Source organism: Streptomyces sp. NBC_00310 (assembly GCF_036208085.1).
In the GTDB taxonomy this organism is placed as follows: domain Bacteria; phylum Actinomycetota; class Actinomycetes; order Streptomycetales; family Streptomycetaceae; genus Streptomyces.
Genome location: NZ_CP130714.1, coordinates 2,707,380 through 2,732,941, shown reverse-complemented (window position 1 = coordinate 2,732,941; position 25,562 = coordinate 2,707,380). Strand labels below are relative to the sequence as shown.

The following is a 25,562-nucleotide window of genomic DNA, read 5'->3' as shown; positions in this document are numbered from 1 at the left end:
CGCTGACTCGGCCCTCATCGGGCCCGGCCCCTCAACGGTACGTTCGACATTCCGCCTGCCGCGTTCGGGAACCACACATTGAGTGTCGAGCCCTGGGGGAGGATGGCGGCGACTGCGTTGGTGCAGGAGAACGGACCCGTGCATGGGCCGCCGGCATGGTTGATCACCAGGTCTGCCGACGTCACCCCACGCTGCCGCATGAACCACGCGACGGTTGTCTCCACGTGTGTGGCCGACGCATGGGGACCGGACATCGGGTTCGTGATGTCGGGGGAGTCCATCAGGAAATCGTTGATGTCATCGGTGACACCGCTCCTGCCGCTCTGGACGGGCTGTCCCACCCGGGACACACCACTGTCGCCGATGTTGACGACCTGTCCTCTGGTGGGGTCACCGGGGCCGCGAGACCCCAGGCTGCCGGCGACATCCTCCAAGCCGCAGTTGTGGACCAGGACCGGGGTGGCCCCGGCGAGCACGTGGTAGGTGTGCACGCCCGCGACGCCGAGGTTGTGGACGGTCGCCGCGGTGGTGCGCGTCGCGACCGCCGTGATCCGGATCCAGCTGCCGCTGCCCGTGCTGAGCCACTGGCCGGGTTCCAGTTCTCCGGCCTCGACCCACTGGCCGACGTCGGGCAGCCAGAACGGGTGGCCGTCCGTGGCCGTGATCGTGGAGGTCTTGTCGCCCGCTCGGCCGTCCGTGTCGACCGTCAGCGTGACCAGGTGCTTGGTGCCCTCCCCCTCGATCGTGCGCGTGACTGTCCGGGACTGTGCGTCGTCCGTCTCCACGTCCGACGCCGCGACCTTGTCGCCGATCTCGACGTCTTCGATCGGCTTCGTGGAGCCGTCGGCCATCAGGACCTCGGTGCCCGGCACGAAGCTGTTGCCGACCTTGCAGGCACCGGTGGCCGGCGGCGCATCAGGGACCTTCGGCGGGGCCGGAGCCGGAGCGGGGGCCGGGTTGGCCGCCGGTGGGTTGGCCGCGCTCGTGGGCGGTGCGTCGGCCGCGCCTGCCGACGGTGGATTGGCGCCCCCGGTGGACGGTGTCGCCGCACCCGACGGGACGTTGCGGCCCACGTCGCTCGCCGTGTCCAAGGCCTCCAGCGCCTCGTCCCCGTACTTCGCCACCTTCGCCGCAGTCGCCCCGTACCCCGCGAACGGGATCGCCGAGGCACAGGACAGGGCGGCGTCCACGTACTCGCCCTCGGCCGCGTACCAGCCGCAGTTGGCCAGGTCCGCGACCTCGCCGACGACCGGGATCAGGCCGACCACGTCCAGCGCCGCGTGCCCGATGTCCGACCACGACAGGCCGAACAGGTGACCGTCGATCTCGATGAACGAGATCGGGTTGCCGCCGGCGAACGCGTAGCGGTTGCCGGTGTACGGGTCCATCGTCAGGCCCATGTCCGCCAGCGCGCCGCCGTACATGTCACGGGTGAGGAAGCGGTTCAGGCCCGGGTCGTAGCTGCGGAAGCCCATGTCGTACGTGCCGGACGTCGTGTCGTAGCGCTTCGAGTTGAAGCGGTACGAGTTGTACGGCTCCGAGGGCTCCTCGCCGCCCGCTCCCGGCTTGTCCGCGCCCGTGAACTGGGCCGTGTCGTTCTTGCCGTACGCGGTGTACCCGTACGTCGTCTTGGTGTCGCCGTCCTTGTCGGTCAGCGCCTCGACGTCACCGTGCGGGTGGTAGAGGTACTGCGTGGTCTCCGGGGACGCGCCCTCATCGTCTTCCTCGTCCTTGATCTGGGTGAGCTTCTGGCCCCAGGAGGCGTACTGGAAGGAGGTGACGCCCTCGTCCGTCACCTCCTCCTTCAGGGAGTTCGAGGTGATGCCCAGATACGTGAAGAGTGTCGTCTTCGCGTCGTCCCCGCCGACCGTCTCCTTCACCGTGCGGTCGAACGCGTCGTACGTCATGCGGGTCGTCTTCGCCGACTCCCCGCTGCCCGCCGTGATCGACTCCGGGCGGTCGAAGCCGTCGTAGCGGTACTTCTGGATCGTCTCGCCGCCGAAGGAGACCGTGTCGAGGCGGCCCAGCGGGTCGTAGTTGTACGTGGACGAGGCGCCGTCCGCCGTCGATGTCAGGAGGCGGTTGCGGTCGTAGCGGTGGGTGGTGGTCGTGTCGTCCACCGTCTGCCAGACCACGTTGCCGGCGGAGTCGTGCCGGTACTCCTCCGTCTTCTCGTCGTCGCCGGACTTCACGACCTTGGCTATGCGGTCCTGCGGGTCGTAGGTGTACGCGTACGTGTTGTCGATCGTCTCGCCGTGGTCGTCGGCGTCCATCAGCTTCAGGACGTCCTGGGCCTTGTGTCCGTTGGCGTTGTACTTCAGGGCGTGCTCGGCGACCACCGACCCGTCGGACTTCTTCTCCGTGGTCTTCTTCGTCGCCCCGTCGAGGTAGTAGTCGATCGACAGGACGTTGCCGTTGGGCTTCGTCTGCTTCGCCAGCTCGCCCCGGGCCGTGTACTCGACCGAGGTGACCTGACGGTCGTCCGCCGTCGGCGACGCCGCGTTGGTGATCCGCTCGACCCGGTCCAGGGCGTCGTACTCCAGCTTGCTCCAGGTCAGGTCGTGGGTGGTGGTGAGTGTGTTGCCGTTGGAGTCGTAGGTCAGCGCGGTCGTGTTGCGGACGGTGTCACCGTCGTGCTCGACGACCTTGGTGAGCTGGTTGAGTTCGTCGTAGTCGAGGGTGTAGCGGTCGGTCTCCACACCGGGGCTGGTGTCGGTGATCTCGGTCTGGTTGCCGTTGGCGTCGTACCGGTAGGAGAAGTCCTTCTTCTCGTTGTCGGTGTCGCCGGTGTTGTCCCGGACCAGCCGGACCGCGTCCGCGACCACCGTGCCGGTCGCCTTGTCGGTGAGGGTGACGGCCTGGCCGGTGTCCTCGCTGAAGGCGTATTTGCCCAACGACCGCCATTCGCCCGCAAGTTCGGACTGGTCGAGGGTCTTGGTCTCCGTGCCGTCCTTGTGCTTGATCTCGTAGGCGGCGTCCTTCGCCGCCCCGTCGACCTCCGGGTACTGGACGTAGACCGTGTAGTCCCCGGACTGCGGGATCGTCAGCTGCCAGACGAAGCGGTCCTCACCCGAACCGGGCGCGTGCGTCTGCGCGTTGTAGCCGTACGAGCCTTCGGGGTCGACCTCCGCCCAGGTGCCCTGCGTCGCCGTGTTGTTGACGTCGCTGTTGTCGACCAGCGCGACCTGGAGGCCGATCGGCACCCCGTCGTCGGAGCGGGACTTCAGGGCGCCGCTCGGGTAGAAGGCGGAGTCGAGGGTGCGGCTGACCGAACCGCCCGCGCTGCTCAGGGTGTTCTGGATCTGCTGACCGAGATCGTTGTACTTGTAGGTGTTCTTGATGTCGAAGGAGTCGACGGAGGTCTTGATCCAGCCGGTGTCGAAGTAGGTGTAGTCCGTCTCGCTGCGGACGCTCTGGCCCTCGGACGGTGGGGCACTGACCTTCTTCACCCGGCTCAGCGCGTCGTACTCGTACGTCGTCCGGTCCGGTGTGTTGTAGCGGTCGTCGTCCGGGTCGTACGGGGTCAGGGTCTCCTTGACGCGGTTCAGTTCGTCGTAGACGGTCTCGGAGGCGAAGTCCTTGTCGTTGCCGCCGGTCTCCATGCCGCGCGGGGTGATGACCCGGGTCTGGTTGCCGACCTCGTCGTACTCGAAGCGGGTCTTGCGGACAGGCCCGTCGTCGTGCGGGACGTGTGCCTCGACCAGTGCGGCGCGGGCATCCAGGACCAGATCGGTGCGGTTGCCGTCGGCGTCCGTGGTGGCGACGGTCAGCCCGTCCCAGTCGTAGGTGCTGGTCGTCGATGCGCCGGCCGCGTCGGTGGTCACCAGCAGGCGGTGGTCGAGGTCGTAGCGGAACCCGCTGGTGTAGTCGTCGGGGTCCTCGGTCTCGTTCTTGCGGGCGTCGACGACCTTCACCAGGTCACCGACGTCGTTGTAGACGGCCGAAGCGCGCTTGCCGGCCGCGTTGACCGCCTCGATCGGCTGGTACACCTCGTCGTACTTCGTGGTCGAGGTGAAGTCGCCGGGCTCCTCGGTCAGGTTGCCCTTCGGCTCCGTCGAGGTGAGCTGGTTGCCGACCTTGTCGTAGGTGAAGGTCGAGACACGTGCGGGCGAGCCCTCCTCGTCGCCCGGCTGCGTGGACTTCAGCAGCTGGTCCGCCGCGTCGAACCCGCTGCTGCTCGCCACCCCGTTGGGGGCGGTGAAGACGAGCGTGTTGTCGTTCCTGTCGTACTCCGGCGCGGGCGTGACGATGAACTCGCCGGCCTGCTGGTCCTTCGGCCTGCGGTTCTCCAGCGGACGCGCGAACACGTCGTACGTCTGCGTGGTCGTCGCCCCGTCGGCCTCCTGGACCTCGGTGACGTTGCCGCGTACGTCGTACGTCGTCACCGTGCGGTTGCCGAGGGCGTCCTCGATCACCCGGGGGTAGCCGGACGGGTCGTAGTCCGCGAACTTCGTGGTGTGCTCGCCTGCGTCGGTGGCGGAGGTGATCCTGCCCCGCGCGTCGTAGGCGTTGGTGGAGGTGTAGTCACCCTCGGGCTCGCTCTGCACGCCCTTCGGGTCGGTGACCGAGGTCATGTTGCCGCGCGCGTCGTAGCCGAACTGCCAGGTGCGGCCCTCCGGGGAGACACGGCGCACCAGGTCGGCGATGTAGCCGTTCTCGCCGGTCGCGTAGGTGAGGGTCGCGGCGGGCCGGTCGTTCTTCACCGACTCCGCGTCCCGGCTCTCCAGCGGGTAGCCGGTCCTGGGGTCGTACTTCCAGGTGCGGGCGGCGCCGTTGTTCTCCTCCAGACGCGTGACGTTGTTGTCCGCGTCCCAACCCAGCTTCGTGGTCCGCTTCTTGGCGTCGGTGAGCTTCGCCGGGCGGCCGTAGCCGTCCATCAGCTGCGTGGAGGGGTTGCCCTCGGCGTCGGTGACGACCGTCCGGGTCCCCTTGCCGTCGTGGCCGTCGGGGTCCGCGTAGCGGTACTTGGTCAGGCCGCCGAGCCGGTCGGTGATCCCCTTGGTGTACCCGAGGTAGTGCAGCTGATCCTTGTCGTCGTGCGGGCCGACGTAGTCCACCTCGGTGGCGTGCCCGCGCGGGTCGGTGACCTTGACCAGCTTCAGGCCGGGGTGGTCGAACTCCTTGCCGTAGTCGAACCTGAAGACCTTGCGGAGCTTCTCGGCGGCGTTGGCACCGTCCGTCAGCCGGGCCAGGAACCCCTTCTCGGTGAACGTGAAGTCGATCCGCCGCCCCGAGACGTCGGTGACGGAGCGGACCTTGTCGATGATGAACGGGTTGAGGAGATGCTTGCCCTCACGGACCTCGCCGTCCTTGTCGACGTACGAGTACGCCTCGCCCTTCTCCCAGTAGTCGACGGTGAGCGTGCGCCGCCCCTCGGCGTCGGTGACGTACTTCAGCAGCTTGGACGGGTGCCCGAGCAGCCGCTCCTCGTACGTGAACTCCATCCGGTTGCCGTTCTTGTCCACCTGGGCGCTCGGATAGCCCTGGCAGTCGAAGAGGAACCGGGTGCGGTCCGGGCGCAGGAACTCCCAGGCCTCCCGCTGGTGGGGCTTGAGCAGACAGTCCTTCTCCAGCTGCTTGACGCGGAAGTGGACTCCGGCGGGTGAGTCCCACTCGCCCTTCTTGTTCTTACTGAAGACATGGCTGGTGCCGTCGCCGTCGGTCAGCGTGATCTGCTTGGGCAGCAGCGCGGACGGGTGGAAGTCCAGCGGCGTGCCGAGTCGCACCGGCGAGGAGGCCTGCAGCGACCAGCCGTATCCGGCCGGAGTGCTGGACGCGTCCTGCGAGTTGTAGGCCAGCCGCAGGAAGGTCGAGAAGCCGAGCGACGGGTTCGAGAAGGAGTTGTACGACCACACAGCGTTGCCGGCGTGAAGGTTGCTCATCAGCGCCGAACCCGCGCCCGTGTTCTTCCCGGCGTACGCGTGGAAGTCCTCCAGGCCGAGTTGGTCGGAGGTCGGGTACTCGGCCGTCACCTCGTGCTTCGACGGCGGCACCCCGTCCGTCTCGGACAGCCAGTCGCCGGTGGCCTTCTCCCGCAGGTCCCACTCCAGGCCGAAGGTCAGCCGCTTGTCGAGCGGATCGACCAGGACCGGGGCCTTCAACTCGGCGTCGAAGGTGACCGTTTCGCCCGGCGCCACGTCCTTCGGCAGCGGGGTCGCGTCCTTGTTGAGGAGGTTGGTGACGTCCTTGCCGTCCAGCGTCCAGCGGTACGACAGGACGCGCTCGCCCTTCTTCCACACCGTGCCGGTGGTGTTGGTGAGGGTCGCCTCGACGGTGGCCTTCTCGCCGGGGATCATCCGCGCCGGCGTGTACGGCAGGAAGTAGGTCTCGCCCTCGGCGGCGGCGAGCGGCTTCTCGCCCTTCACCACCGTGCCGACGGCGGGCAGTTCGACCGTGCGCGCCGGGCCTGCCAGCAGCTTGCCCTGCTGGGTGCGGACGACGATCCGGTAGTGGTAGGTGCGGCCCTCACCGTCGAGCGCCGGGGGCGCGGTGCGGTCGGCGAAGGTCCGGGTGCCGCGGTCGACAGGGGAGAGAAGGGTCTCGTCGGTGGGGGTGAAGTCCTTCTTCGTGGAGCGGTGGACCTCGTACTCCCGCAGGTCCTTGCCCCGGTGCGCGCTCCAGGCCAGGTCGGCGCCGCCGGCGTGCGTGGTGCGGGGGGCCGCGATACGGACGTCGGCGGCGGCGCCCGAGACTCCCCGGTGGGTGAGCGATGAGCTGCCCCGGGCACGGTCGAGCTCGATGCGGGGCGGCTTGTGGTCGTCGCCCCGGTCGATCTTCTTGTCGTCCTCGTCGTCGCCGAAGAGACGGTCCAGGAAGCCGGGGTCGTCCTTGTCCTCGGCGAGTTCGCTGGCGGGTCTCCAGCCCTCGCGGGGATCGCTGGTGTCGGGTTCCACCGCGGCCGCGGGTCTCGCCTCTCTGGTTCCGGCGGGGGTGGCGGGCGCGGTGCCGATGATGAGGGCCGTCGCCACGGCGCCGACCATGGCGGCACGGAGACGGAAACGGCGGAGACGGACGCGGCGGAGGCGGATACGGACGCGGGTGTGGTCTAAGGCTGCCATGAAGGGCTCCTTGTTCCCCGTGGGCACAGGGGTCGCACAGGATTCGCCGGGCCCATCTGTGTACCAACACCCCCCAAAGGCGTGTCAATGAACATGTCAAATGGACGGGCGAGTTTCGGACTGCGAACGATGAGGAGAAGTCCTGCACGGATGCGTGGGGTGATGTGAAGCCGCAGGAACGGGGCGACCGGTATCGGTCACGCCATCAACTGCCTTTGTGTGTCAGGAGTGTTGACCGACTGCTGAAAACGTTTTAACTTCCCCTCACTCCGACTACGAGATGTGAGGGGGACCCGTGGCCGCTGTACTACGGGAACGCACAGGTGCAGAGGAGGTTGGGTCGGCGCGCGCTCGGACGGGCGATGCGCCACCGCGACGAAAAGGTTTTCAGAGCAAGGGCCGGATCCGGGGCGTCCGCTCACTCGTCCTGCTCATGCTCCCCGGCCTGGCCTACTTCCTGCTGTTCCACTACGGCGCCCTGGCCGGCAACCTCATCGCGTTCAAGGAGTACGTGCCGTTCGACGGCATCTGGGGCAGTCCCTGGGTCGGCACGGGCAACTTCCAACGGATGTTCGAGGACGGGGCGTTCTGGGCGGCCGTCCTCAACACCCTCTGGATCGCCGTCCTCCAGCTCGCCTTCTACTTCCCCGTGCCGCTCGCCCTCGCCCTGCTGCTGCACAGCCTCACCCGCAGCAGCGTCCGCCGCTTCGTGCAGTCGGTGGCGTATCTGCCGCACTTCATCTCCTGGGTGATCGTCGTCGCCCTCTTCCAGCAGCTGCTCGGCGACACCGGACTGCTCAACTCCTCGCTGGACGGCATGGGGTTGAGCACCGTCGACATCATCGGCAACCCCGACGCGTTCCGGTCGCTCACCGTCGCCCAGGTCATCTGGAAGGACGCCGGCTGGGGCACGATCATCTTCCTCGCCGCCCTCGCCCAGGTCGACGAGCAGCAGTACGAGGCCGCCGCGATCGACGGGGCGGGCCCCTGGCGGCGCTTCTGGCACGTCACCCTGCCCGCCATCCGCCCGGTGATCGTGCTGCTGCTCATCATGCGGCTCGGCGACATCCTCTCCGTCGGCTTCGAGCAGATGCTGCTCCAGCGCGACGCGGTCGGCCCGGAGGCCGCCGAGATCATCGACACCTTCGTCTACTACCAGGGCATCGTCGGCGGCGACTACGGATTCGCCGCCGCCGCGGGCCTGTTCAAGGGCGTCATCGGCGCGCTGCTCGTCTACGCCGCCAACAAGGTCGCCCACCGTCTCGGCGAACAGGGGGTCTACAAGTGAGCGCCCGCACCACCACCCGGACCGCTCGTCGCGGGACCCCCCGTACCGCCGTCCGGCCCGGCTGGATGGAGAAACCGAGGCCGCTGACCCAGGCCGCCAAGGCCGTCGCCCTCGCCGTCGTCGTCCTCCTGGTGTGCGTGCCGTTCCTGGTGATCGTGTCGACGTCCCTCGCCTCCACCGACGAGGTCGTCGCCAACGGCGGCTGGGTACTGTGGCCGACCGAGCCGAGCCTGGACGCGTACCGCGACATCCTCGACGGCGGCATCGTCACCCACGCCCTCGGCGTCAGCGCCGCGGTCACGCTCGCCGGCACCCTGCTCAGCCTCGCCTGCACGGTCACCCTCGCGTACGCGCTGTCCCGCCCCGGCGTCTTCGGCGGCCGGCCGGTGCTGCTGCTCATCCTGTTCACCTTCCTCTTCCCGCCCGGCATGATCCCGAGCTTCCTGCTGGTCAAGGAGCTGGGCCTGCTGGACAGTTACGCCTCGCTGGTCCTGCCGGTCCTCGTGAACGTCTTCAACCTCGTCGTTCTGCGCGGCTTCTTCCAGGGCATCCCCGAGGAGCTGTACGAGGCGGCGCGGCTCGACGGGGCGGGGGACTGGCGGGTGCTGTTCTCGGTCGTCCTGCCGCTGTCCAAGGCCGCACTCGCCGTCGTCGGACTGTTCTACGCGGTGGCGTACTGGAACTCCTGGTTCTACGCCTCGCTGTACCTGGAGAGCGACCACTGGCCCCTCCAACAGGTCCTGCGCACCTATGTGGTGGCCGGCTCCGGACTCACCGACGCGACGACCGGCGAGGGCACCGTCACCGCGCCGCAGACCGTGCAGATGGCGGTGCTGGTGATCGCCACCGTACCGATCCTGCTCGTCTACCCGTTCCTGCAGAAGTACTTCACGAAGGGCGTGCTCACCGGCGCCATCAAGAGCTGACCCGGGAGCAGCAGTTCCCGAGAGCCGACACTCCATCAAGAGCCGTGCACGGAAAGGTCATCCGCTCATGCCCAGCATGTCCCGCCGTACGTTGCTCCGCTCCATGGCCGTCGGGGGCGCCGCAGCCGCCGCCCCCGCCCTGCTGACCGCCTGCTCCACGAGCTCCGGTGACAGCGACGTCTCCAACGCGGGCAAGAAGCTCGCGCCCTGGCCGAAGTACACCCCCGCGAGCGGCCCGAAGCCGGACCTCGCGCCCAGCGAGGCCGGCGTCCAGGCCGGCTACACCTCCTACCCCGCCGACCTGGCCAGGTCGGTCTCCCGCACCCCGGGCGACGGCTCCACGGTCAGGGTCATGTCCGTGTCGTTCGGCACGCCGCCGAAGCCCGCCTCCGCCAACCGGTTCTGGGCGGCGGTCGAGAAGGCCCTCGGGGTGAAGATCGAGTACACGATCGTCCCCCAGGCCGACTACCAGAAGAAGATGGCCACGGTGATGGCCGGTGACGCCGACACCCTGCCGGACATCATCAACGTCTTCTCCGGCTTCGTCCTGCCCCGCGAGGCCGAGTTCGTCCGGCGCCGGGCCGAGGACCTCACCCCGTACCTCTCCGGCGACGCGATCGCCGACTACCCGAACCTCGCGAACATCCCCACCCACGCCTGGCGCGACATGGGCCGCATCGGCGGTCTCCTCTACGGCATCCCGCTGGAGCGCCCGCTGCCCGGCTCCACGCTCTGGCTCAACCAGGGCATGTTCACCGACGCGGGCATGAAGGAGGGCTGGACCGCCGACGACTTCGCCGCCGTCGCCAAGCGGGCCACCGGCGGCCGCACCTACGCCCTCGGCGCCGCCGCGGGCTCCAACTTCGGCAACGGCTTCCACGGCGCCGCCCACAACGCACCCCAGGAGTGGGCCGTCACCGAGGACGGCACCTTCCAGCCGGCCTGGGCCGACGAACGCTACAAGGCGGCGATCGCCTTCCAGAGCCGGTTGCGCGCGGACGGCTCGTACCACCCCGACGCCACGTCCGTCTCCCAGATCGACCTGACCACCCTGTACTACAACGGCACGGTCGGCTCCATGCAGGACGGCTTCGGCGCGTATCTCCCCAAGTACCGGGAGAGCAAGGGCAAGCTGACCCCGGCGGCGGCCCTCCCGTACAGCGTCGGCGGTGAGCCCGGGGGCATCATCGCCGCCCGCCGTTCCTTCGGCTACACCGTGCTGAAGAAGGCGAAGAAGGAACGGATCGAGCTGCTGCTGCGCATCCTCGACTACCTCGCCGCCCCCTTCGGCAGCGAGGAGTGGGAACTCGTCCACTACGGCGTCGAGGGCACCCACTTCACCCGCGCCGCGGACGGCTCCCCGCAGGCCACCAAGCTCGGCGAGGTCGAGAACAACACCAACCTGCCGCTGAAGTACCTCGCCGAAGGCCCCCAGGTGCTGTTCGTACCGGGCATGCCGGACGCGGTACGGGCCCTGCACACCTGGCAGCGGAAGGTCGTGCCGCACGCCATCCGCAACGCCTCCTTCGGACTCCAGTCCGCCACGAAGAACTCCCAGGGGGCCACCCTGAAGGCCCTCGTCGACGACACGGTCACCGGCATCATCGCCGGACGGCTCCCGCTCTCCGCATGGGACGCGACCGTGAAGAAGTGGCGTGAGCGGGGCGGCGACAGAATGGCCGAGGAGTTCGCGAAGGACTACGCGGCCAATACGTGAGCAGCGGCCCGCCGGCGGCGGCAGCGGAACAGGAGACGCGGGGGATGGGGAACGACATGGCGCCCAAGGAGACGGAATCCACGGAGCCGATGCCCGAGGGGCTGGTGCGCAGGTCGTCGGTGCCCGAGATGTCGGTGTCCGAGACGTCGGGGTCCGGGGAATCGGCCGCCGGGAAACGGGTGTTCAGGGAATCGGCCGCCAAGGGCCAGGTGTCCAAGGAATCGGTGTCCAAGGACCCGGTGTCCAAGGGGCGGGTCACGATCCGTGAGGTCGCCGAGCGGGCCGGGGTGTCGACGGCCACCACCTCCCGCGCGCTCAGCGGCAACCATCCGGTGCCCGCCGCCACCCGGGCCCGCGTCCTGCGCGCCGCCCGCGAACTCGACTACGTCGCCAACGCGCACGCCCGCGCCCTGGTCGGCGGCGGCCGCAAGATGGCCGCCGTCGTCGTCCGCCAGGTCACCAGCCCCTTCTACGCCCAGGTCGCCGAGGGCGTGGAGGCCGAGGCCGCCGACCGGGGCTGGCTCTGCGTGGTCGGCGCGACCGGGGGAGACCCGCAGCGGGAGATGGAGTTCGTACGGCTGATGCGGGAGGAGGGGGCGCGGCTGGTGATCCTGGTCGGCGGGGTCGTCGAGGACGACGCGTACCGCGAGCGTGTCGCTCAGTACGCGCAGGCCCTGGACGCGTCCGGCGCCCGGCTGGTGCTGTGCGGCCGGCCGGCCCCCGGGCCCGAGGTTCCCGCGCTCGTCGTCGAGTTCGACAACGAGGCCGGGGCCCGTGCCATCACCGGGCATCTGCTGTCCGCCGGGCACCGCCGGATCGTCTTCCTCGGCGGGCTGCCCGGGAACACCGCGCTCGACGCCCGCGTCGCCGGGTACCGGGCGGCGCTGGCCGAGCACGGGTTGCCTCCGGCGGCCGCGCGGGTCGTGGACTGCGGGCTCGGGCGCGCGGCCGGGCTGCGGGCGATGACCGAACTTCTCAAGGAGACACGGGAGTTCACGGCCGTGTTCGCGGGGGACGACATGGTCGCGGCGGGGGCGCTCCGCGCGATCGCCGAGACGGGGCTGAAGGTTCCCGATGACATCTCGGTGGTCGGCTACAACGACATTCCCCTGGCCGAGGACTTCGATCCGCCGCTCACCACGGTGCGCACGCCCGCGGAGGAGTTGGGGCGGGCGGCCGTGCGGATCGCTCTGCGGGATCCGGAGCACGCGGCGGGGAGCCACCACGTGCTGGGCACGCACATCGTCGTGCGCCGCAGTGTGGCTCCGCCAAAGGCTCCGTCGAGTGCTCCGCCAAGTGCTCCGCCAAGTGCTCCGCCGGTAAGGCCGTAGGGCGACTGCGGGTGATTCGTGGCTGGTCGCGCAGTTCCCCGCGCCCCTTCGGGGCGCGCTGCCCTGCTCCCCGTCTACAACTCACGGAGGATTCACTCCCGTATGACCGCGCCGCACGTGTCACCCGCTGACAGCTCCACGCTCCCGCCCGCCGATCTCCTCCTCTCCCCCCTCACCGGCTGGACCCGCGCCCACTGGGAGGCGGTCGCCGATCGGCTGCTCGACGGGCTCGTGCCGTATGCCTCGCCGGGGCTCGCGCAGTACCGGCTGCCCGGGCGGGCCAGTCACTCCGGCCCACTGTCCGACGGTCTGGAGGGGTTCGCGCGGTCCTTCCTGCTCGCCGCGTTCCGGATCGCGGGGTCGCGAGGGCGGGTGGGGCCCGCCCTGATCGAGCGGTACGCCGCCGGGCTCGCCGCCGGGACCGATCCGCGGGGCGGTGACGAGCGGTGGCCGGCGATCACGGACCGGGCGCAGCCGATGGTGGAGGCCGCCTCGATCGCGATCGCCCTGCACGAGAGCCGCCCGTGGCTGTGGGACCACCTCGACGACGGCGTGCGCGGCCGGGTGGTCGACTGGCTGGGCGGGTTCGTCGGGGCGGACGTCAACGACTCCAACTGGCGGCTCTTCCAGGTGATCACCGAGGAGTTCCTCGCCTCGGTCGACGCCCCGCACAGCCGCGCCGAGATCGACGCGGGGCTCGCCCGGCTGGAGGACTGGTACCGGGGCGGCGGCTGGTACACGGACGGCGACGGACAGAAGTTCGACTACTACAACGGCTGGGCCCTGCACCTGTATCCGGTGCTGTGGGAGCGGATCGCGGGCCCCCGCGCGGACGCGGGGCTGGTGGCCCGGCATCGCGGGCGGCTGCGCGAGTTCCTCGGCGCCCACCAGCACTTCTTCGGCGCCGACGGGGCACCGGTGCACCAGGGCCGCTCGCTCACCTACCGCTTCGCGACCACCGCCCCGCTGTGGGCGGGTGCCCTCGCCGACGCCACACCCCTGCCACCCGGCCGTACCCGCCGGCTCGCCTCCGGCGCCCTGAAGCACTTCGCGGAACGGGGCGTGCCCGACGAACGGGGCCTGCTCACGCTGGGCTGGTACCGGCCCTTCCTCCCCGTCACCCAGCGCTACTCGGGCCCCGCCTCCCCCTACTGGGCGAGCAAGGCCTTCCTCGGGCTGCTCCTGCCCGAGAGCCACCCCGTGTGGGCCGCGCCCGAGGAGCCCGCGCCCGTCGACGAGGCCGACACCACGCTCGCCCTGCCCGGCCCCGGCTGGCTGCTGCACTCCACCGCCGCCGACGGACTCGTACGGCTCGTCAACCACGGCAGCGACCGGTTACCGCCGCCACCCGCCACGGTCGACGACAGCCCGCACTACGCCCGGCTCGCCTACTCCAGCGCCACGGCACCGGAGACCCCGGGCCCCGACAACCACCTCGCCCTGCTCGCACCCGACGGCACGCCCTCCCCACGAGGCCGCATCCACCCCCTGGGCACCGAGGGCCGACGCGCCGCGTCCCGGTACGGCGACGGCATCGAGACGGTCAGCGTGGTGCACGGACCGTGGGAGATCAGGGTGCACCGCGTCGACGCCCCGACCGGCACGCCCGTACGGGAAGGGGGGTGGGCCGTGGCCGACGACACCGAGCCGCCGGTGGGCGCGTCCGGGCCGGGCTGGGCGCTGGCCCGCCGAGCGGACGGCCTGACCAGCGCGATCGTGGGCCTGCACGGCTGGGGTGACACGCCCGGTGCCGTCGTACGGGCCGTCGGCGCGAACGCGTACGGGCACCACTCGGCGACACCCGTACTGCACGGGTCCGGCGGGAGCGGGCCGGTCCTGGTCACCCTCGTCCTGCTCAGCGGCGACCCGCACACCCCGCACACCGGGGCGAGCGCGACGGTCGACGCCGCCGGAGACGTGGACATCCGCTTCCCGGACGGCACCCGGGAGCGCGTACGGCGCGGCGAAACGCCGTATATGTCCTCAGCGTTGACGCTCCCTTAGAGGCAGTGACCGAAGGGACAATGTTCGGAAACCTGTGAAATCCCTAGCTTGGTGGCGCACCGCACGTCCGTCCCAGACGTCCGTCCACCAGCAGGGAGACCTCAGTGCTCACCCGTTCACCCCTCATCCGCAGACTCTCGAACCTGGCGGTCGCGGGGGCCGCCATGCTCGCGGTCCTCGCCCCGGCCGGTGCCGCGTCCGCCAGCGGCAACGCCGCCGTCGCCAAGAAGACCCAGGCGACGGTCGCGGAGAAGAACACCGAGGCCGCGGCCGCCGTGAAGCTGCGCAAGCTCTACGACTTCCGCCTCCGAGTGAAGCCCAACAACGCCAAGTACCTCGGCCGCCCCTGGAAGGCCAGTGAGCCGATCCAGGAACTGAAGAAGTGCTTCAACTGCACGTTCCCCGTCAAGAACGCGCCGAAGAAGTACCCCAAGGAGAACCAGCTGATCAAGCTGAAGGCCTGTGCGGCCGGTCCCTTCGGCTGCCGGAACGCGCCCGTCCGCTTCCACGGGGGCGTGAAGAACGGCTGGTACTTCACCGCGGAGAAGGGCCACTTCGACGGCAAGGGCTCCAAGGTCTACTTCCAGTTCTACAACGAGAAGAAGACCGGCTACCTGGCACTGCACGTCTGGGCCTACGTCGCGAAGCCGTCCGTTCCGGACAGCGTCAACAAGTCGTTCGCGCGCGGCAAGTGGCAGGACTTCGCGCACAACATGGGCGTGAAGATGCACTGCAAGCACAGCTCACTCTGCTGACGCCCTGACGCCCTGACGCCCTGACGCCCTGACGCCCTGACGCCCTGACGCCCTGACGCCCTGACACGCGGACCGCTGAGCCCCTCCGCTCAGCGGTCCGCCAGCGTCATCGCCCGGTCCAGCGCCTGGAGGAAACCGTTGACCGTGATCCGGTCGCGGACCGCCAGGCGCAGCCACTCCTCGTCCAGCCCCGGGAAGGTGTCGCCGCGGCGGACGGCGTAGCCGAGGGTGCGCAGATGCCGTCGTACGGCTGTCGCACGGGGCAGCCGGATCAGCACGAACGGGCCCTCGGCGGGCTCGGCCACGAGCAGGCCGTCGGGGCCGAACTCCTTGAGCCCGGCGACCAGATGGGCCCGGTCGGCGGCGACGCGCTCGGCCGCTTCGGCCGCCTCCGCCAGCGCCCGGTCCGACACACACGCCTCGGCCGCCGCGAGGGCGGGCGTCGACACCGGCCACAGGGGCTGGGCGCGCTCCAGCTCGGCGATCGTCCCGGGGGCGGCGAGGACGTAGCCGATCCGCAGTCCGGCCAGCCCCCAGGTCTTGGTGAGGCTGCGCAGGACGACGAGACCGGGTACGTCCGTCCGGCCGGCCAGCGCCTCGCGCTCGCCCGGCACCGCGTCCATGAACGCCTCGTCGACCACCAACGTCCGCCCCGGCCGGGCCAGTCGGGCGATGGACTCCGCCGGATGCAGCACCGACGTCGGGTTGGTCGGGTTGCCGATCACGACCAGGTCGGCGTCCTCCGGCACGGCCGCCGGGTCCAGCCGGAAGCCGTCCTCCTCCCGCAGCAGTACCCGGTCCACGGTGTGCCCGGCGTCCCGCAGCGCGGCCTCGGGTTCCGTGAACTGCGGATGCACGACCACGGGTTGACGGACCTTCAGCGCGCGGGCAAGCAGCACGAAGGCCTCCGCGGCTCCTGCCGTGAGGAGTACCCGGTCCGCCGGCAGCCCGTGCCGGGCCGCCACCGCGTCCCGGGCGGCCCGCCCGTCGGGGTAGGCGGCCAGCCCGGCCAGCGACCCGGCTATCCGCTCCCGCAGCCAGGCGGGCGGCGTGTCGGCCCGGACGTTCACGGCGAGGTCGATGAGCCTCGCCCCGTCGTCCCGCACCTCGGCGTCGCCGTGATGCCGCAGATCGTGACCCGCGTGCCGCAGGTCGTGCTTGCTCCCGGAGCCGGATTCAGTGTGCATGGGAGTGTGTGTGTCCCCAGTGGTGATGATCGTGACCGTGGTGCCCGTCGTCGTCCGGACGGACGTGCGGCTGTCGCGGCAGCCCCGTGGTGTTCCCGACGCCGGGCGGGGTGCCGCCGGGGCCGGAGGAGTCGCGCGCCTCGTGGGTCATGTGCGGGTCGCCCTCCAGCGCCTTCCGGTACCGCTCCACGACCAGATCGAGCAGTTCCGGATCCGGTCCGATGACATCGGCCGACCGTACCCCGATCTCCGGACGCGCGGCAGCCCAGCCCTCGGTCTGCTGCCGCACCCGGTCCGCCGCCAGGCCGGTGAGCGGGAAGTACGGCAGCACGACGATCCGCCGCGCGCCCAGCCTCACGCACCGGTCGAGACCGCTCGGCACGTCCGGCGCCGCCGACGACACGAACGCCGTCTCCACACCGGCGTACCCGCGCCCCTCCCACAACAGCCGGGCGGCCCTGGACACCTCGGCGTTGGCCTCCGGGTCGGTCGACCCGTGTCCGACGAGCAGCACGGTCACATCGGCCCGGTCGCCCGGCATCCGCGGCGAGGGCGACCCCAGCGCCTCCTCCAGCCGCCGCTCCAGGAGGTTCAGCAGCACAGGGTGCGGGCCCGGCGGACGGCCCCAGCTGTACGAGATCTCCGGGTGCCGCTCCTGCGCGCGGGCCAGCGCCGCCGCGACGTCCGCCTCGGCGCGACCGGCGGGCTCCCACATCAGCGGGACCGCGACGAACCGCCGTACCCCGCGCTCCACCAGCTCGGTCACGGCCTCGCCCAGGGGCGGCCGGAAGGGGTCGACGAAACCGCCCCCGACGGGCAGCCCGGGGTGGCGGCGCCCCAGCTCGCGCAGTAAGTCGCGGAACGCCTCGGCCCCGGCGTCGTCCCGGGTGCCATGACCGGCGAGGAGCAGGGCGGGCGGCGGGGTGGTCACGGTGTCTCCTCGGAAGCGGAAGGCGGGTGCGAAGCGGAAGGCGGGTGCGGGTGCGAAACGGACGGTGGGTGCGGAGCGGAAGGTGGGTGGTGCGCGGGGGTGTTCAGGGCGGGTCGGCGGCGGTCACCGTCATCGTGTCTCTCAGGGCCACGGTCACTGGTCACGGTGATCATCATGCCGACCGTCGCCGGGTCCGGTGAAACCAGGGGCCGTCGGCCGGCCCGACTCGTCCGGTGGCGCGGCGTCCCGCACGACCCCGGCCGTCGCGACGGCACACGTCACCCTCGCAGGCCGCCCCTCCGTCCGCCGCGACTTCCGCTTGGGGACGAGGAGTTCACCACCGCGTACGAGCGCGGCGGCCTCCGCGACGGACGGGGTGCCCACGGCCGCGAGGGGCGCGCCGGACGGGTTCGGCACCTCCACCCCGGCCAACTCCTGTGCGGAGTAGGTCACCAGGGGAACGCCGAGGCGTTCGGCGGCCTCGACGATGCCGGGTTCGGCGCCCTTGGCGTCGACGGTGGCGAGCACGGCGAGCGACTCGGGCGGGAGACCGGCCTCCCGCAGGGCGTCCTCGATCAGACAGAGGACCTCCGCCACCGGCGCGCCCCTGGAGGCGCCCACACCCACGACCAGGGAGCCGGGCACATGGTCAGCCACGGCCGCGCCTCACAAGGGGCGCGGGGCGGTGGCACATGCGGCTCCGCCGCGTGCGCGCGACCGGCCACACCGAACCCGCGGCCAGAACCCGGTCACCCCACTCCGCGTTCACCCGGGGCGCCGCAGCCACCACACCCCGCTCTTCCGGTAGCAAGGACACATGGCGGTCTTCGTGGCACTCGGCGCGTTCCTGATGACGCTGCTCGGCGGCTGGACGGCACAACGGGTGACGGACCGCCGTCACCTGGTGCTGGGCCTGGCCGGCGGCCTGATGCTGGGCGTGGTCGGCCTCGACCTGCTCCCCGAGGCACTGGAGGCCGCCGGCGACGAGGTCTTCGGCGTACCGGCCGCCCTGCTGCTGTTCGTCGCCGGTTTCCTCCTGGCCCACCTGGTGGAACGCCTGCTGGCCGCCCGCCAGGCGGCACACGGGGCGGAGGAGCACAACGGCCGTACGCCCCAGGTGGGCCTGACGGCCGCGGCGGCCATGGTCGGACACAGCGCCATGGACGGCGTCGCGATCGGCGCGGCCTTCCAGATCGGCGAGGGCATGGGCATCGCGGTCGCGCTCGCGGTGATCGCCCACGACTTCGCGGACGGCTTCAACACGTACACGCTCACGCGCGTGTACGGCAACGCCCGTCGCCGCGCGCTCGCGATGCTGTTCGCGGGCGCGGCGGCCCCGGTGGTCGGCGCGGCCTCCACGCTCCTCGTCACGATCCCCGAGCAGCCCCTCGGCTGCTATCTCGGCTTCTTCGGCGGCGGGCTGCTCTACCTCGCCGCCGCCGAGATCCTCCCCGAGGCCCACCACGAACACCCGGCCCGTTCCACCCTGCTGTGCACGATCGCCGGGGCGGCCTTCATCTGGCTGGTGGTGGGCGTGGCGGAGTGAGCGGAAGGGCGCGAAGCCGGGCGGGGCTTCGAGCGGGCCGCCACTCATGACGTCCGGCATCTCTCCACGAACCGTCGGGCGACGTCTGGCTCGGCCGCCCAGTGCGTGTGCAGATAGCTCGCGTGCACCCCTCGCTGCACGAACCCCTCCACCCGCGGCCCCGGGGTCCGTATCCCCCAGGCGGGAGCCGGCCCGGCCCCCGGCTCGACGACCGTCCGATGGAATTCGTGCGCCCGCATCCGGGTGCCGGCCGGCGCGAGCACGTTGTCGCCGACGGCCACGGCGTCCCGGTAGCCGAGGGTCAGCCGCTCGTCCATCCGCGCCGTCGCGTCCAGCACCCCGCACATGGGCCTCCCGTCCAGCTCCCGGCACAGGTAGAGCAGGCCGGCGCACTCGGCGGCCACCGGAGCGCCGCCGAACGCCAGCTCGGCGACCGCCTTCCGCAGCGGCTCGTTGGCGGACAGCTCGGCGGCGTACATCTCGGGAAACCCGCCGCCGATCACCAACCCGCGTGTTCCGTCGGGCAGTTGCTCGTCGCGCAGCGGATCGAAGACGACGACCTCGGCACCGGCGGCGGTCAGCAGCTCGGCGTGCTCGGCGTAGGAGAAGGTGAACGCGGGCCCGCCGGCCACGGCGACCACCTCGCGCTTGCCCGTGCCGGTGGCGACGGGCGGCTCCCACGCCGCACCCGACAACGTCCCGGCGGTCCGGGCGAGCGCGACCAACGCCTCCAGATCACACCCCGCCCGCACCTGCGCGGCCATCGCCGCCACGGCCTCCACCGCCGCGTTCTGCCGCTCGGCCACCGGCACCAGCCCCAGATGCCGGGACGGCGTGTCCACCTGAGGCGCCCGCCGCAGCACCCCCAGCACGGGCACACCGGTGGACTCCAGGGCGTCCCGCAGCAGCTCCTCGTGCCGGTCCGAGGCGACCTTGTTGAGGATCACGCCCCCGATCCGCACCTCGGGATCCCAGGAGGCGAACCCGTGCACCAGCGCCGCCACCGACCGAGACTGCGACGACGCGTCCACGACCAGCACCACCGGCGCCCGCAGCAGCTTCGCCACATGCGCGGTGGACGCCAACTCCCCCTGCCCCGAGGCCCCGTCGAACATCCCCATCACACCTTCGACGACGGCGATGTCACACCCGCGCGCCCCGTGCGCGAAGAGCGGCGCGACCAACTCCGGTCCGCACAGGTACGCGTCGAGGTTGCGCCCCACCCGGCCGCTCGCGAGCGCGTGATACCCGGGGTCGATGTAGTCCGGCCCCACCTTGTGCGGGGACACGGCGAGCCCGCGCTCGGTGAACGCGGCCATCAACCCCGTGGCCACGGTGGTCTTGCCGCTGCGCGAGGAGGGCGCGGCGATCACCAGCCGGGGGACGGAGGGCAGAGGAGCGGAAGGGGAGGAGGTCACGGCGTCACCACTCGATGCCCCGCTGGCCCTTCTGGCCAGCGTCCATGGGGTGCTTGACCTTGGACATGTCGGTCACCAGATCCGCGAAGTCGACCAGCTTCTCCGGCGCGTTCCGCCCGGTGATGACGACATGCTGGGTCCCCGGCCTGTTGCGCAACACGTCGATCACCTCGTCGGTGTCGATCCACCCCCAGTGCAGGGGGTACGCGAACTCGTCCAGCACATACAGCTTGTACGTCTCGGCCGCGAGGTCCCGCTTGACCTGCTCCCAGCCCTCCCGGGCCTTGTCCTCGTTGGCCGAGTTGTCACCCTGCACGACGTCGCGCTGCACCCACGACCAGCCCTCGCCCATCTTGTGCCAGTCGACGGACCCGCCCTCACCGGACGCCCCGAGCACGCGCAGCGCGTTCTCCTCGCCGACCTTCCACTTCGCCGACTTGACGAACTGGAACACCCCGATCGGCCACCCCTGGTTCCAGGCGCGCAGCGCGAGCCCGAACGCGGCGGTGGACTTGCCCTTGCCGATGCCCGTGTGCACGAAGACCAGCGGACGATTCCTGCGCTGACGAGTCGTCAGTCCGTCGTCCGGTACGACACTCGGCTGTCCCTGCGGCATCTACGCGGCCCTCCTCGAAGTCCTCTGCGGTCCCTGAGTTCCCTGCGGTCCCTGCGTTCCCTGCACATCCCGTACCAGCCCGGCGATGGAGTCCGCCCGCAGCTCGTCCAACGTCACCGCCGTACCGCCCAGTTCACCCGCGAGCTGCCCGGCGAGCCCGAGCCGGACATGGCCCGACTCGCAGTCGACGACCACGGACGCGGTGCCGTCGGCCGCGAACAGCCGCGCCGCCCGCCCGGCGAGGGCCACGGGCTCCGGCCCACCGGTCGCCCGCCCGTCGGTCACCACCACGACCAGCGGCCGGCGCGCGGGGTCCCGCAGCCGCTCCACCCGCAGCACGTCGTGCGCCTTGAGCAGACCGGCCGCGAGCGGCGTCCGGCCACCCGTCGGCAGCGACTCCAGCCGGGTCGCCGCCGCGTCCACGGACGAGGTCGGCGGCAGCGCCACCTCGGCGGCCGACCCCCGGAAGGTCACCAGCCCCACCTTGTCCCGCCGCTGATACGCGTCGAGGAGCAGCGAGAGCACGGCGCCCTTCACGGCACTCATCCGCTGCCGCGCCGCCATCGACCCGGAGGCGTCCACCACGAACAGCACGAGGTTCCCCTCACGCCCCTCCCGGGTCGCCTGCCGCAGATCGTCCCGGCGGACGACCAGCCCCGGCCCGGACCGCCCCCGCGTCCGCTGATGCGGCGCGGCGGCCTGCACCGTCGCCGCCAGATGCAGTTTGGTCAGCGTGCCGCGCGGCCGGCGCGCCCCGGTCGTGCGCCCGTGCTCGGTCCGCGCCCGCGACCGCCGCCCGGCGGCGCCCTCCCCGAGCCCCGGCACGCTCAGCACCTTCGTACGAAAGGGTTCGGCGGCCCGTACGGCGGACTGCTCACCCGCGGCCGGAGCCTGCGCCGGCACGCTCTCCCCGCTCTCGGGCTGCGCCCCGGTGTCACCGCCCTGCGGCCCGTCGGGCTCCGAGGACGGTGGCTGCCCACCGCCACCGGGCCCGTCCGGACCGGGATCCGGATCCTCGTCCCCCGACGCATCCGACGACTCCGGCGCATCCGATGAATCCGCCGCATCCGGCGAATCCTCCGGCTCCGCGAACTCCTCCAGCGTCTCGTCGAGCTTGTCCTCGTCGAGCCCCGGCGCGTCGAACGGGTTCCGCCGCCGCCGGTGCGGCAGCGCGAGCAGCGCCGCCTGCCGCACGTCCTCCGCGAGCACCTCGGTCCGTCCGGCCCACGCGGCCAGCGCGGTCGCCGTCCGGGCCATCACGATGTCGGCCCGCATCCCGTCCACCTCGAAGGCCGCGCAGGTCGCCGCGATCTGCCGCAGCACCCCGTCGCCCAGCACCACGGACGGCAGCAACTCCCGGGCCGCCACGACACGTTGCCGTACGTCGGACTCCTCGTCCGCCCAACGGGCCACGAAACCCGCCGGGTCGTCGTCGTAGGCGAGCCGCCGCCGCACGACCTCCACCCGCTGGTCCGGCTCCCGCGAGGCCGCGACCTCGACGGTCAGCCCGAACCGGTCGAGCAACTGCGGTCGCAGCTCGCCCTCTTCGGGGTTCATCGTCCCGACGAGCAGGAACCGCGCGGCATGCCGTACGGAGACACCCTCGCGCTCCACGTACGAGGCGCCCATCGCGGCCGCGTCGAGCAGCAGGTCCACCAGGTGGTCGTGGAGCAGGTTCACCTCGTCGACGTAGAGGATTCCCCGGTGCGCGTCCGCGAGCAGGCCGGGCTCGAACGCCTTCACGCCCTCGGACAGCGCCCGCTCGATGTCGAGCGCGCCGACGAGCCGGTCCTCGGAGGCGCCGACGGGCAGTTCGACCATGCGCGACGGCCGTGTCTCGAACGCCGGCTCGTGCGGCCCGTCCGGACACGCGGGGTCCGGTTTCGCGGGATCGCAGGAGAACCGGCACCCGGCGACGACCTCCACCTCCGGCAGCAGCGCCGCGAGCGCCCGCACGGCGGTGCTCTTCGCGGTCCCCTTCTCACCGCGCACCAGCACACCGCCGACCGCCGGCGACACCGCGTTCAGCAGCAGCGCCAGCCGCAGGTCGTCCTGGCCGACGACGGCCGTGAACGGAAATGGAACAGTCACTTCTCGTCGCCCTCCACGTCACCCTCCGGCCCGGGCAGATGACCCGTGGCCGCTCGCTCGTCCCGTCCGTACGCCGCGCTCATCCGGGTGCTCCCGGTGTTCCCGGTGCTCCGGGCGGCACGAAGGGAAGTCCCGCCGGCGCGCCCGACTCGATGAGCCGCCAGAGCGCGTCCGTGTCCGCGTGCTCCTCGATCAGATCGCCGAGCCGGTCCAGCTGCTCCTCGCGCAGCGCGGCGAACGACGTGTCGGCGGCCGGCACGAACCGGCGCCCCGAGGCGGCCGCCACCTCACGCAGAAAGGCCCGCCGGAAGCCGTCCGACTCCAGCGACCCGTGCCAGTGCGTGCCCCAGGTCTGCCCGACCCGGCAGCCGTCCAGGCCGTGTCCGTCGTCGTCGGAGATGAACGCCTCTCCGCCCAGGACTTCGGCGACCCCGTGATGGATCTCGTACCCCTGGACCGGCTCCCCGAGGGCTTCCCCGACGGGCCGCGTGAGCGTCTTCTCCCGGGCGAACCGTACGCGCACGGGAAGCACCCCGAGCCCGTCCACGTGCCCCCGCCGACTCTCGACGTCGTCCTCGATGTGCTCTCCGAGCAGCTGGAACCCACCGCAGATGCCGAGCACCGGCCGCCCCTGGGCGGCCCTGCGCACCAGGGCGTCGGCGAGACCGCGCTCCCGCAGCCACTCCAACGCCCGGACCGTGCCCCGGGTCCCCGGAACGACGACGAGGTCGGCGTCGGCCAACTCCTCGGCCCGGTCCACGAACCGCACCACGACACCGGGTTCGGCGGCGAGCGCGTCCACATCGGTGAAGTTGGACATCAGCGGAACCGCGCACACGGCGACCCGCAGCACGTCCTCCCCGACGGGCGGCGCCACGTTCGACTCCCGGACCGTCCCGCGCAGCGAGATCCGGAGCCCGTCCTCCTCGTCGATCCCGAGCCCGTGCCGGAACGGCAGCACACCGTACGTCCGCCGCCCGGTGAGCCCGTGCAGCATGTCGAGCCCCGGCTCCAGCAGGGAGGCGTCCCCCCGGAACTTGTTGACGAGGAACCCGGCGACGAGGGCCTGATCCTCGGGCGAGAGCAGCGCGACGGTCCCGAAGAAGGACGCGAAGACCCCGCCACGGTCGATGTCACCGACGACGAGCACGGGAAGCCCGGCGTTCCGGGCGATCCCCATGTTGACGATGTCGGTCCGCCGCAGATTGATCTCGGCGGGGGAGCCGGCCCCCTCACAGATCACCGCGTCATACGTGCCCCGCAACTCGGCGAGACACTCCAACACGGTCCCGAGCAGCCGCTGTTGCCGCCCCCCGTGATACCCGCGCGCACTCATCTCCCCCACGGGCTTCCCCAGCAGCACGACCTGACTGCTCCGCTCACCCCCGGGCTTCAGCAGCACGGGGTTCATGAGCGCGCTGGGCTCGACACGACAGGCCTGCGCCTGCATGGCCTGAGCCCGCCCGATCTCGGCGCCCTCCTTCGTCACGAAGGAATTGAGCGACATGTTCTGCGCCTTGAACGGCGCGACCTTCACACCCTGCCGCACGAGCCACCGGCAGATCCCGGCGGTGACCACACTCTTCCCGGCATCGGAGGTGGTCCCGGCGACGAGCAGTCCGCCACTCATCCCTGACTCCTCACCTTCGGTGCCGCGAGCCGTGACATCCGGCCCCGCAGCGCCGCCGCACCCGCACTGACCCCCCAGGCGAGCCAACTCACCCGCCGGGACAACCGAACAGCCCGCTCGATGTCCGCCACGCGCACAGCCCGCCCCTCCCCATTCAGCACAGGCCGGTGCTCGACCCGCCCCCCGTACGACAACGTGCCCCCCAACCGCACTCCGAGCGCCCCCGCGAACGACGCCTCCACCGGCCCCGCGTTGGGACTCGGATGCTTCCCCGCGTCCGCCCGCCAGGCGCGAACGGCCCCCCGGGCATCCCCGCCGGCGCCCGCGGCCAGTACCGCGGTCAGCCGAGCCCCCGGCCATCCCGCCACGTCGTCCAGCCGCGCGGAGGCCCACCCGTACCGCCGGTACCGCTCCGACCGATGCCCGACCATGGCGTCCAACGTGTTGACGGCCCGAAACCCCACCAGCCCGGGCACCCCGCCGACAGCGCCCCACACGAGCGCCCCCACGACCGCGTCCGACGTGTTCTCGGCGACGGACTCCACGACAGCCCGCGCGATCCCGTCCGCGTCGAGTGCCTGGGGATCCCGCCCGCACAGATGGGGCAACCGCGTCCGCGCGCCCTCGACGTCCCCCGCTTCGAGGGACCGCCCGATCGCCCGCGCCTCCCGCCCCAGCGAAGTCCCCCCGACGACGGCCCAGGTGGCGGCGGCGGTCAACCCGACGGAGGCGACCCGCGACGGTCGTACGGCGGCCGCCGCGACGGCCCCCAGTGCCACGGCGCCACCCGCGCACACCGCGGTGTGCAGCGCGCCCCACCCCCGGTGGTCCCGCCACAGCACCCGCTCCACCGCGCCGGCGGCTCGCCCGAACGCGGCGACCGGATGCCCCCGGCGCGGATCGCCGAGCAGCAGATCACCGAGGAGCCCGGCGGCGGCGCCGTACGCGAACACGCGATCGGCACACACCGGTTCAGCCGATCACGGGGTCGGGCAATGAGCGGGCGCTGAGACCCGACGGGCAGCCGCACAGGGCGCACATGGCGATATGTCCTCACTCAGGGT

The 25,562-nt window shown here is 71.5% G+C and carries 15 protein-coding genes and 1 pseudogene; 7 read left to right on the top strand and 9 right to left on the bottom strand.

Annotated elements, in window-relative coordinates; translation table 11 throughout:
- Positions 1-14 precede the first annotated feature (14 nt).
- A complete protein-coding gene (locus OG202_RS12040; protein WP_326583717.1) occupies positions 15-7,058 on the bottom strand; it encodes a golvesin C-terminal-like domain-containing protein in 7,044 nt (2,347 codons plus the stop codon).
- A gap of 433 nt (positions 7,059-7,491) precedes the next feature.
- On the opposite strand from OG202_RS12040, the gene OG202_RS12035 reads away from it, so the two are divergent.
- From OG202_RS12035 to OG202_RS12010, 6 genes are all read left to right on the top strand, one after another.
- A complete protein-coding gene (locus tag OG202_RS12035; RefSeq protein WP_326583718.1) occupies positions 7,492-8,346 on the top strand; it encodes an ABC transporter permease in 855 nt (284 codons plus the stop codon).
- Positions 8,347-8,411: 65 nt separating this feature from the next.
- Positions 8,412-9,272 (top strand): carbohydrate ABC transporter permease, encoded by an 861-nt coding sequence (locus OG202_RS12030; protein ID WP_326585880.1) that lies wholly within the window; start codon positions 8,412-8,414, stop codon positions 9,270-9,272.
- A gap of 67 nt (positions 9,273-9,339) precedes the next feature.
- Positions 9,340-10,989, top strand: coding sequence for an extracellular solute-binding protein (locus OG202_RS12025; RefSeq protein WP_326583719.1), 1,650 nt, complete (start codon positions 9,340-9,342; stop codon positions 10,987-10,989).
- A gap of 224 nt (positions 10,990-11,213) precedes the next feature.
- Positions 11,214-12,320: a LacI family DNA-binding transcriptional regulator gene (locus tag OG202_RS12020; protein ID WP_326585881.1), complete on the top strand. Its 1,107-nt coding sequence runs from the start codon at positions 11,214-11,216 to the stop codon at positions 12,318-12,320.
- 102 nt (positions 12,321-12,422) lie between these two features.
- Positions 12,423-14,324 carry a DUF2264 domain-containing protein gene (locus OG202_RS12015; RefSeq protein ID WP_326583720.1) on the top strand — a complete coding sequence of 634 codons (1,902 nt, stop codon included), beginning with the start codon at positions 12,423-12,425 and terminating at the stop codon, positions 14,322-14,324.
- Between the two features lie 104 nt (positions 14,325-14,428).
- Positions 14,429-15,079 carry a hypothetical protein gene (locus tag OG202_RS12010; protein WP_326583721.1) on the top strand — a complete coding sequence of 217 codons (651 nt, stop codon included), beginning with the start codon at positions 14,429-14,431 and terminating at the stop codon, positions 15,077-15,079.
- An 89-nt stretch (positions 15,080-15,168) separates the two neighbouring features.
- On the opposite strand, the gene cobC is transcribed toward OG202_RS12010, so the two are convergent.
- From cobC to OG202_RS11995, 3 genes and pseudogenes are all read right to left on the bottom strand, one after another.
- A complete protein-coding gene (cobC, locus tag OG202_RS12005; RefSeq protein WP_328222708.1) occupies positions 15,169-16,266 on the bottom strand; it encodes an Rv2231c family pyridoxal phosphate-dependent protein CobC in 1,098 nt (365 codons plus the stop codon).
- The gene (locus tag OG202_RS12000; RefSeq protein ID WP_328222707.1) at positions 16,256-17,197 is read right to left on the bottom strand and encodes a sirohydrochlorin chelatase; all 942 of its coding nucleotides are present in this window, start codon (positions 17,195-17,197) and stop codon (positions 16,256-16,258) included. The genes cobC and OG202_RS12000 overlap by 11 nt, the downstream gene beginning before the upstream one ends.
- Positions 17,198-17,464: 267 nt before the next feature.
- A pseudogene (locus OG202_RS11995) lies at positions 17,465-17,839 on the bottom strand (cobalamin biosynthesis protein); the annotation flags it as partial.
- 175 nt (positions 17,840-18,014) lie between these two features.
- On the opposite strand from OG202_RS11995, the gene OG202_RS11990 reads away from it, so the two are divergent.
- Positions 18,015-18,743: a ZIP family metal transporter gene (locus OG202_RS11990; protein ID WP_327730341.1), complete on the top strand. Its 729-nt coding sequence runs from the start codon at positions 18,015-18,017 to the stop codon at positions 18,741-18,743.
- 44 nt (positions 18,744-18,787) lie between these two features.
- On the opposite strand, the gene OG202_RS11985 is transcribed toward OG202_RS11990, so the two are convergent.
- From OG202_RS11985 to OG202_RS11965, 5 genes are all read right to left on the bottom strand, one after another.
- Positions 18,788-20,161 (bottom strand): cobyrinate a,c-diamide synthase, encoded by a 1,374-nt coding sequence (locus tag OG202_RS11985; RefSeq protein ID WP_327730342.1) that lies wholly within the window; start codon positions 20,159-20,161, stop codon positions 18,788-18,790.
- 4 nt (positions 20,162-20,165) lie between these two features.
- The gene (cobO, locus tag OG202_RS11980) at positions 20,166-20,777 is read right to left on the bottom strand and encodes a cob(I)yrinic acid a,c-diamide adenosyltransferase (protein WP_326583726.1); all 612 of its coding nucleotides are present in this window, start codon (positions 20,775-20,777) and stop codon (positions 20,166-20,168) included.
- Positions 20,778-22,868, bottom strand: coding sequence for a putative cobaltochelatase (locus OG202_RS11975; RefSeq protein ID WP_328222705.1), 2,091 nt, complete (start codon positions 22,866-22,868; stop codon positions 20,778-20,780). It lies immediately after the preceding gene.
- Positions 22,869-22,947: 79 nt separating this feature from the next.
- Entirely contained in the window at positions 22,948-24,498 is a 1,551-nt protein-coding gene (locus tag OG202_RS11970) for a cobyric acid synthase (protein ID WP_326583728.1), read from the bottom strand.
- Positions 24,495-25,466, bottom strand: coding sequence for a cobalamin biosynthesis protein (locus OG202_RS11965; RefSeq protein WP_327730345.1), 972 nt, complete (start codon positions 25,464-25,466; stop codon positions 24,495-24,497). The genes OG202_RS11970 and OG202_RS11965 overlap by 4 nt, the downstream gene beginning before the upstream one ends.
- Between the last annotated feature and the right edge of the window lie 96 nt (positions 25,467-25,562).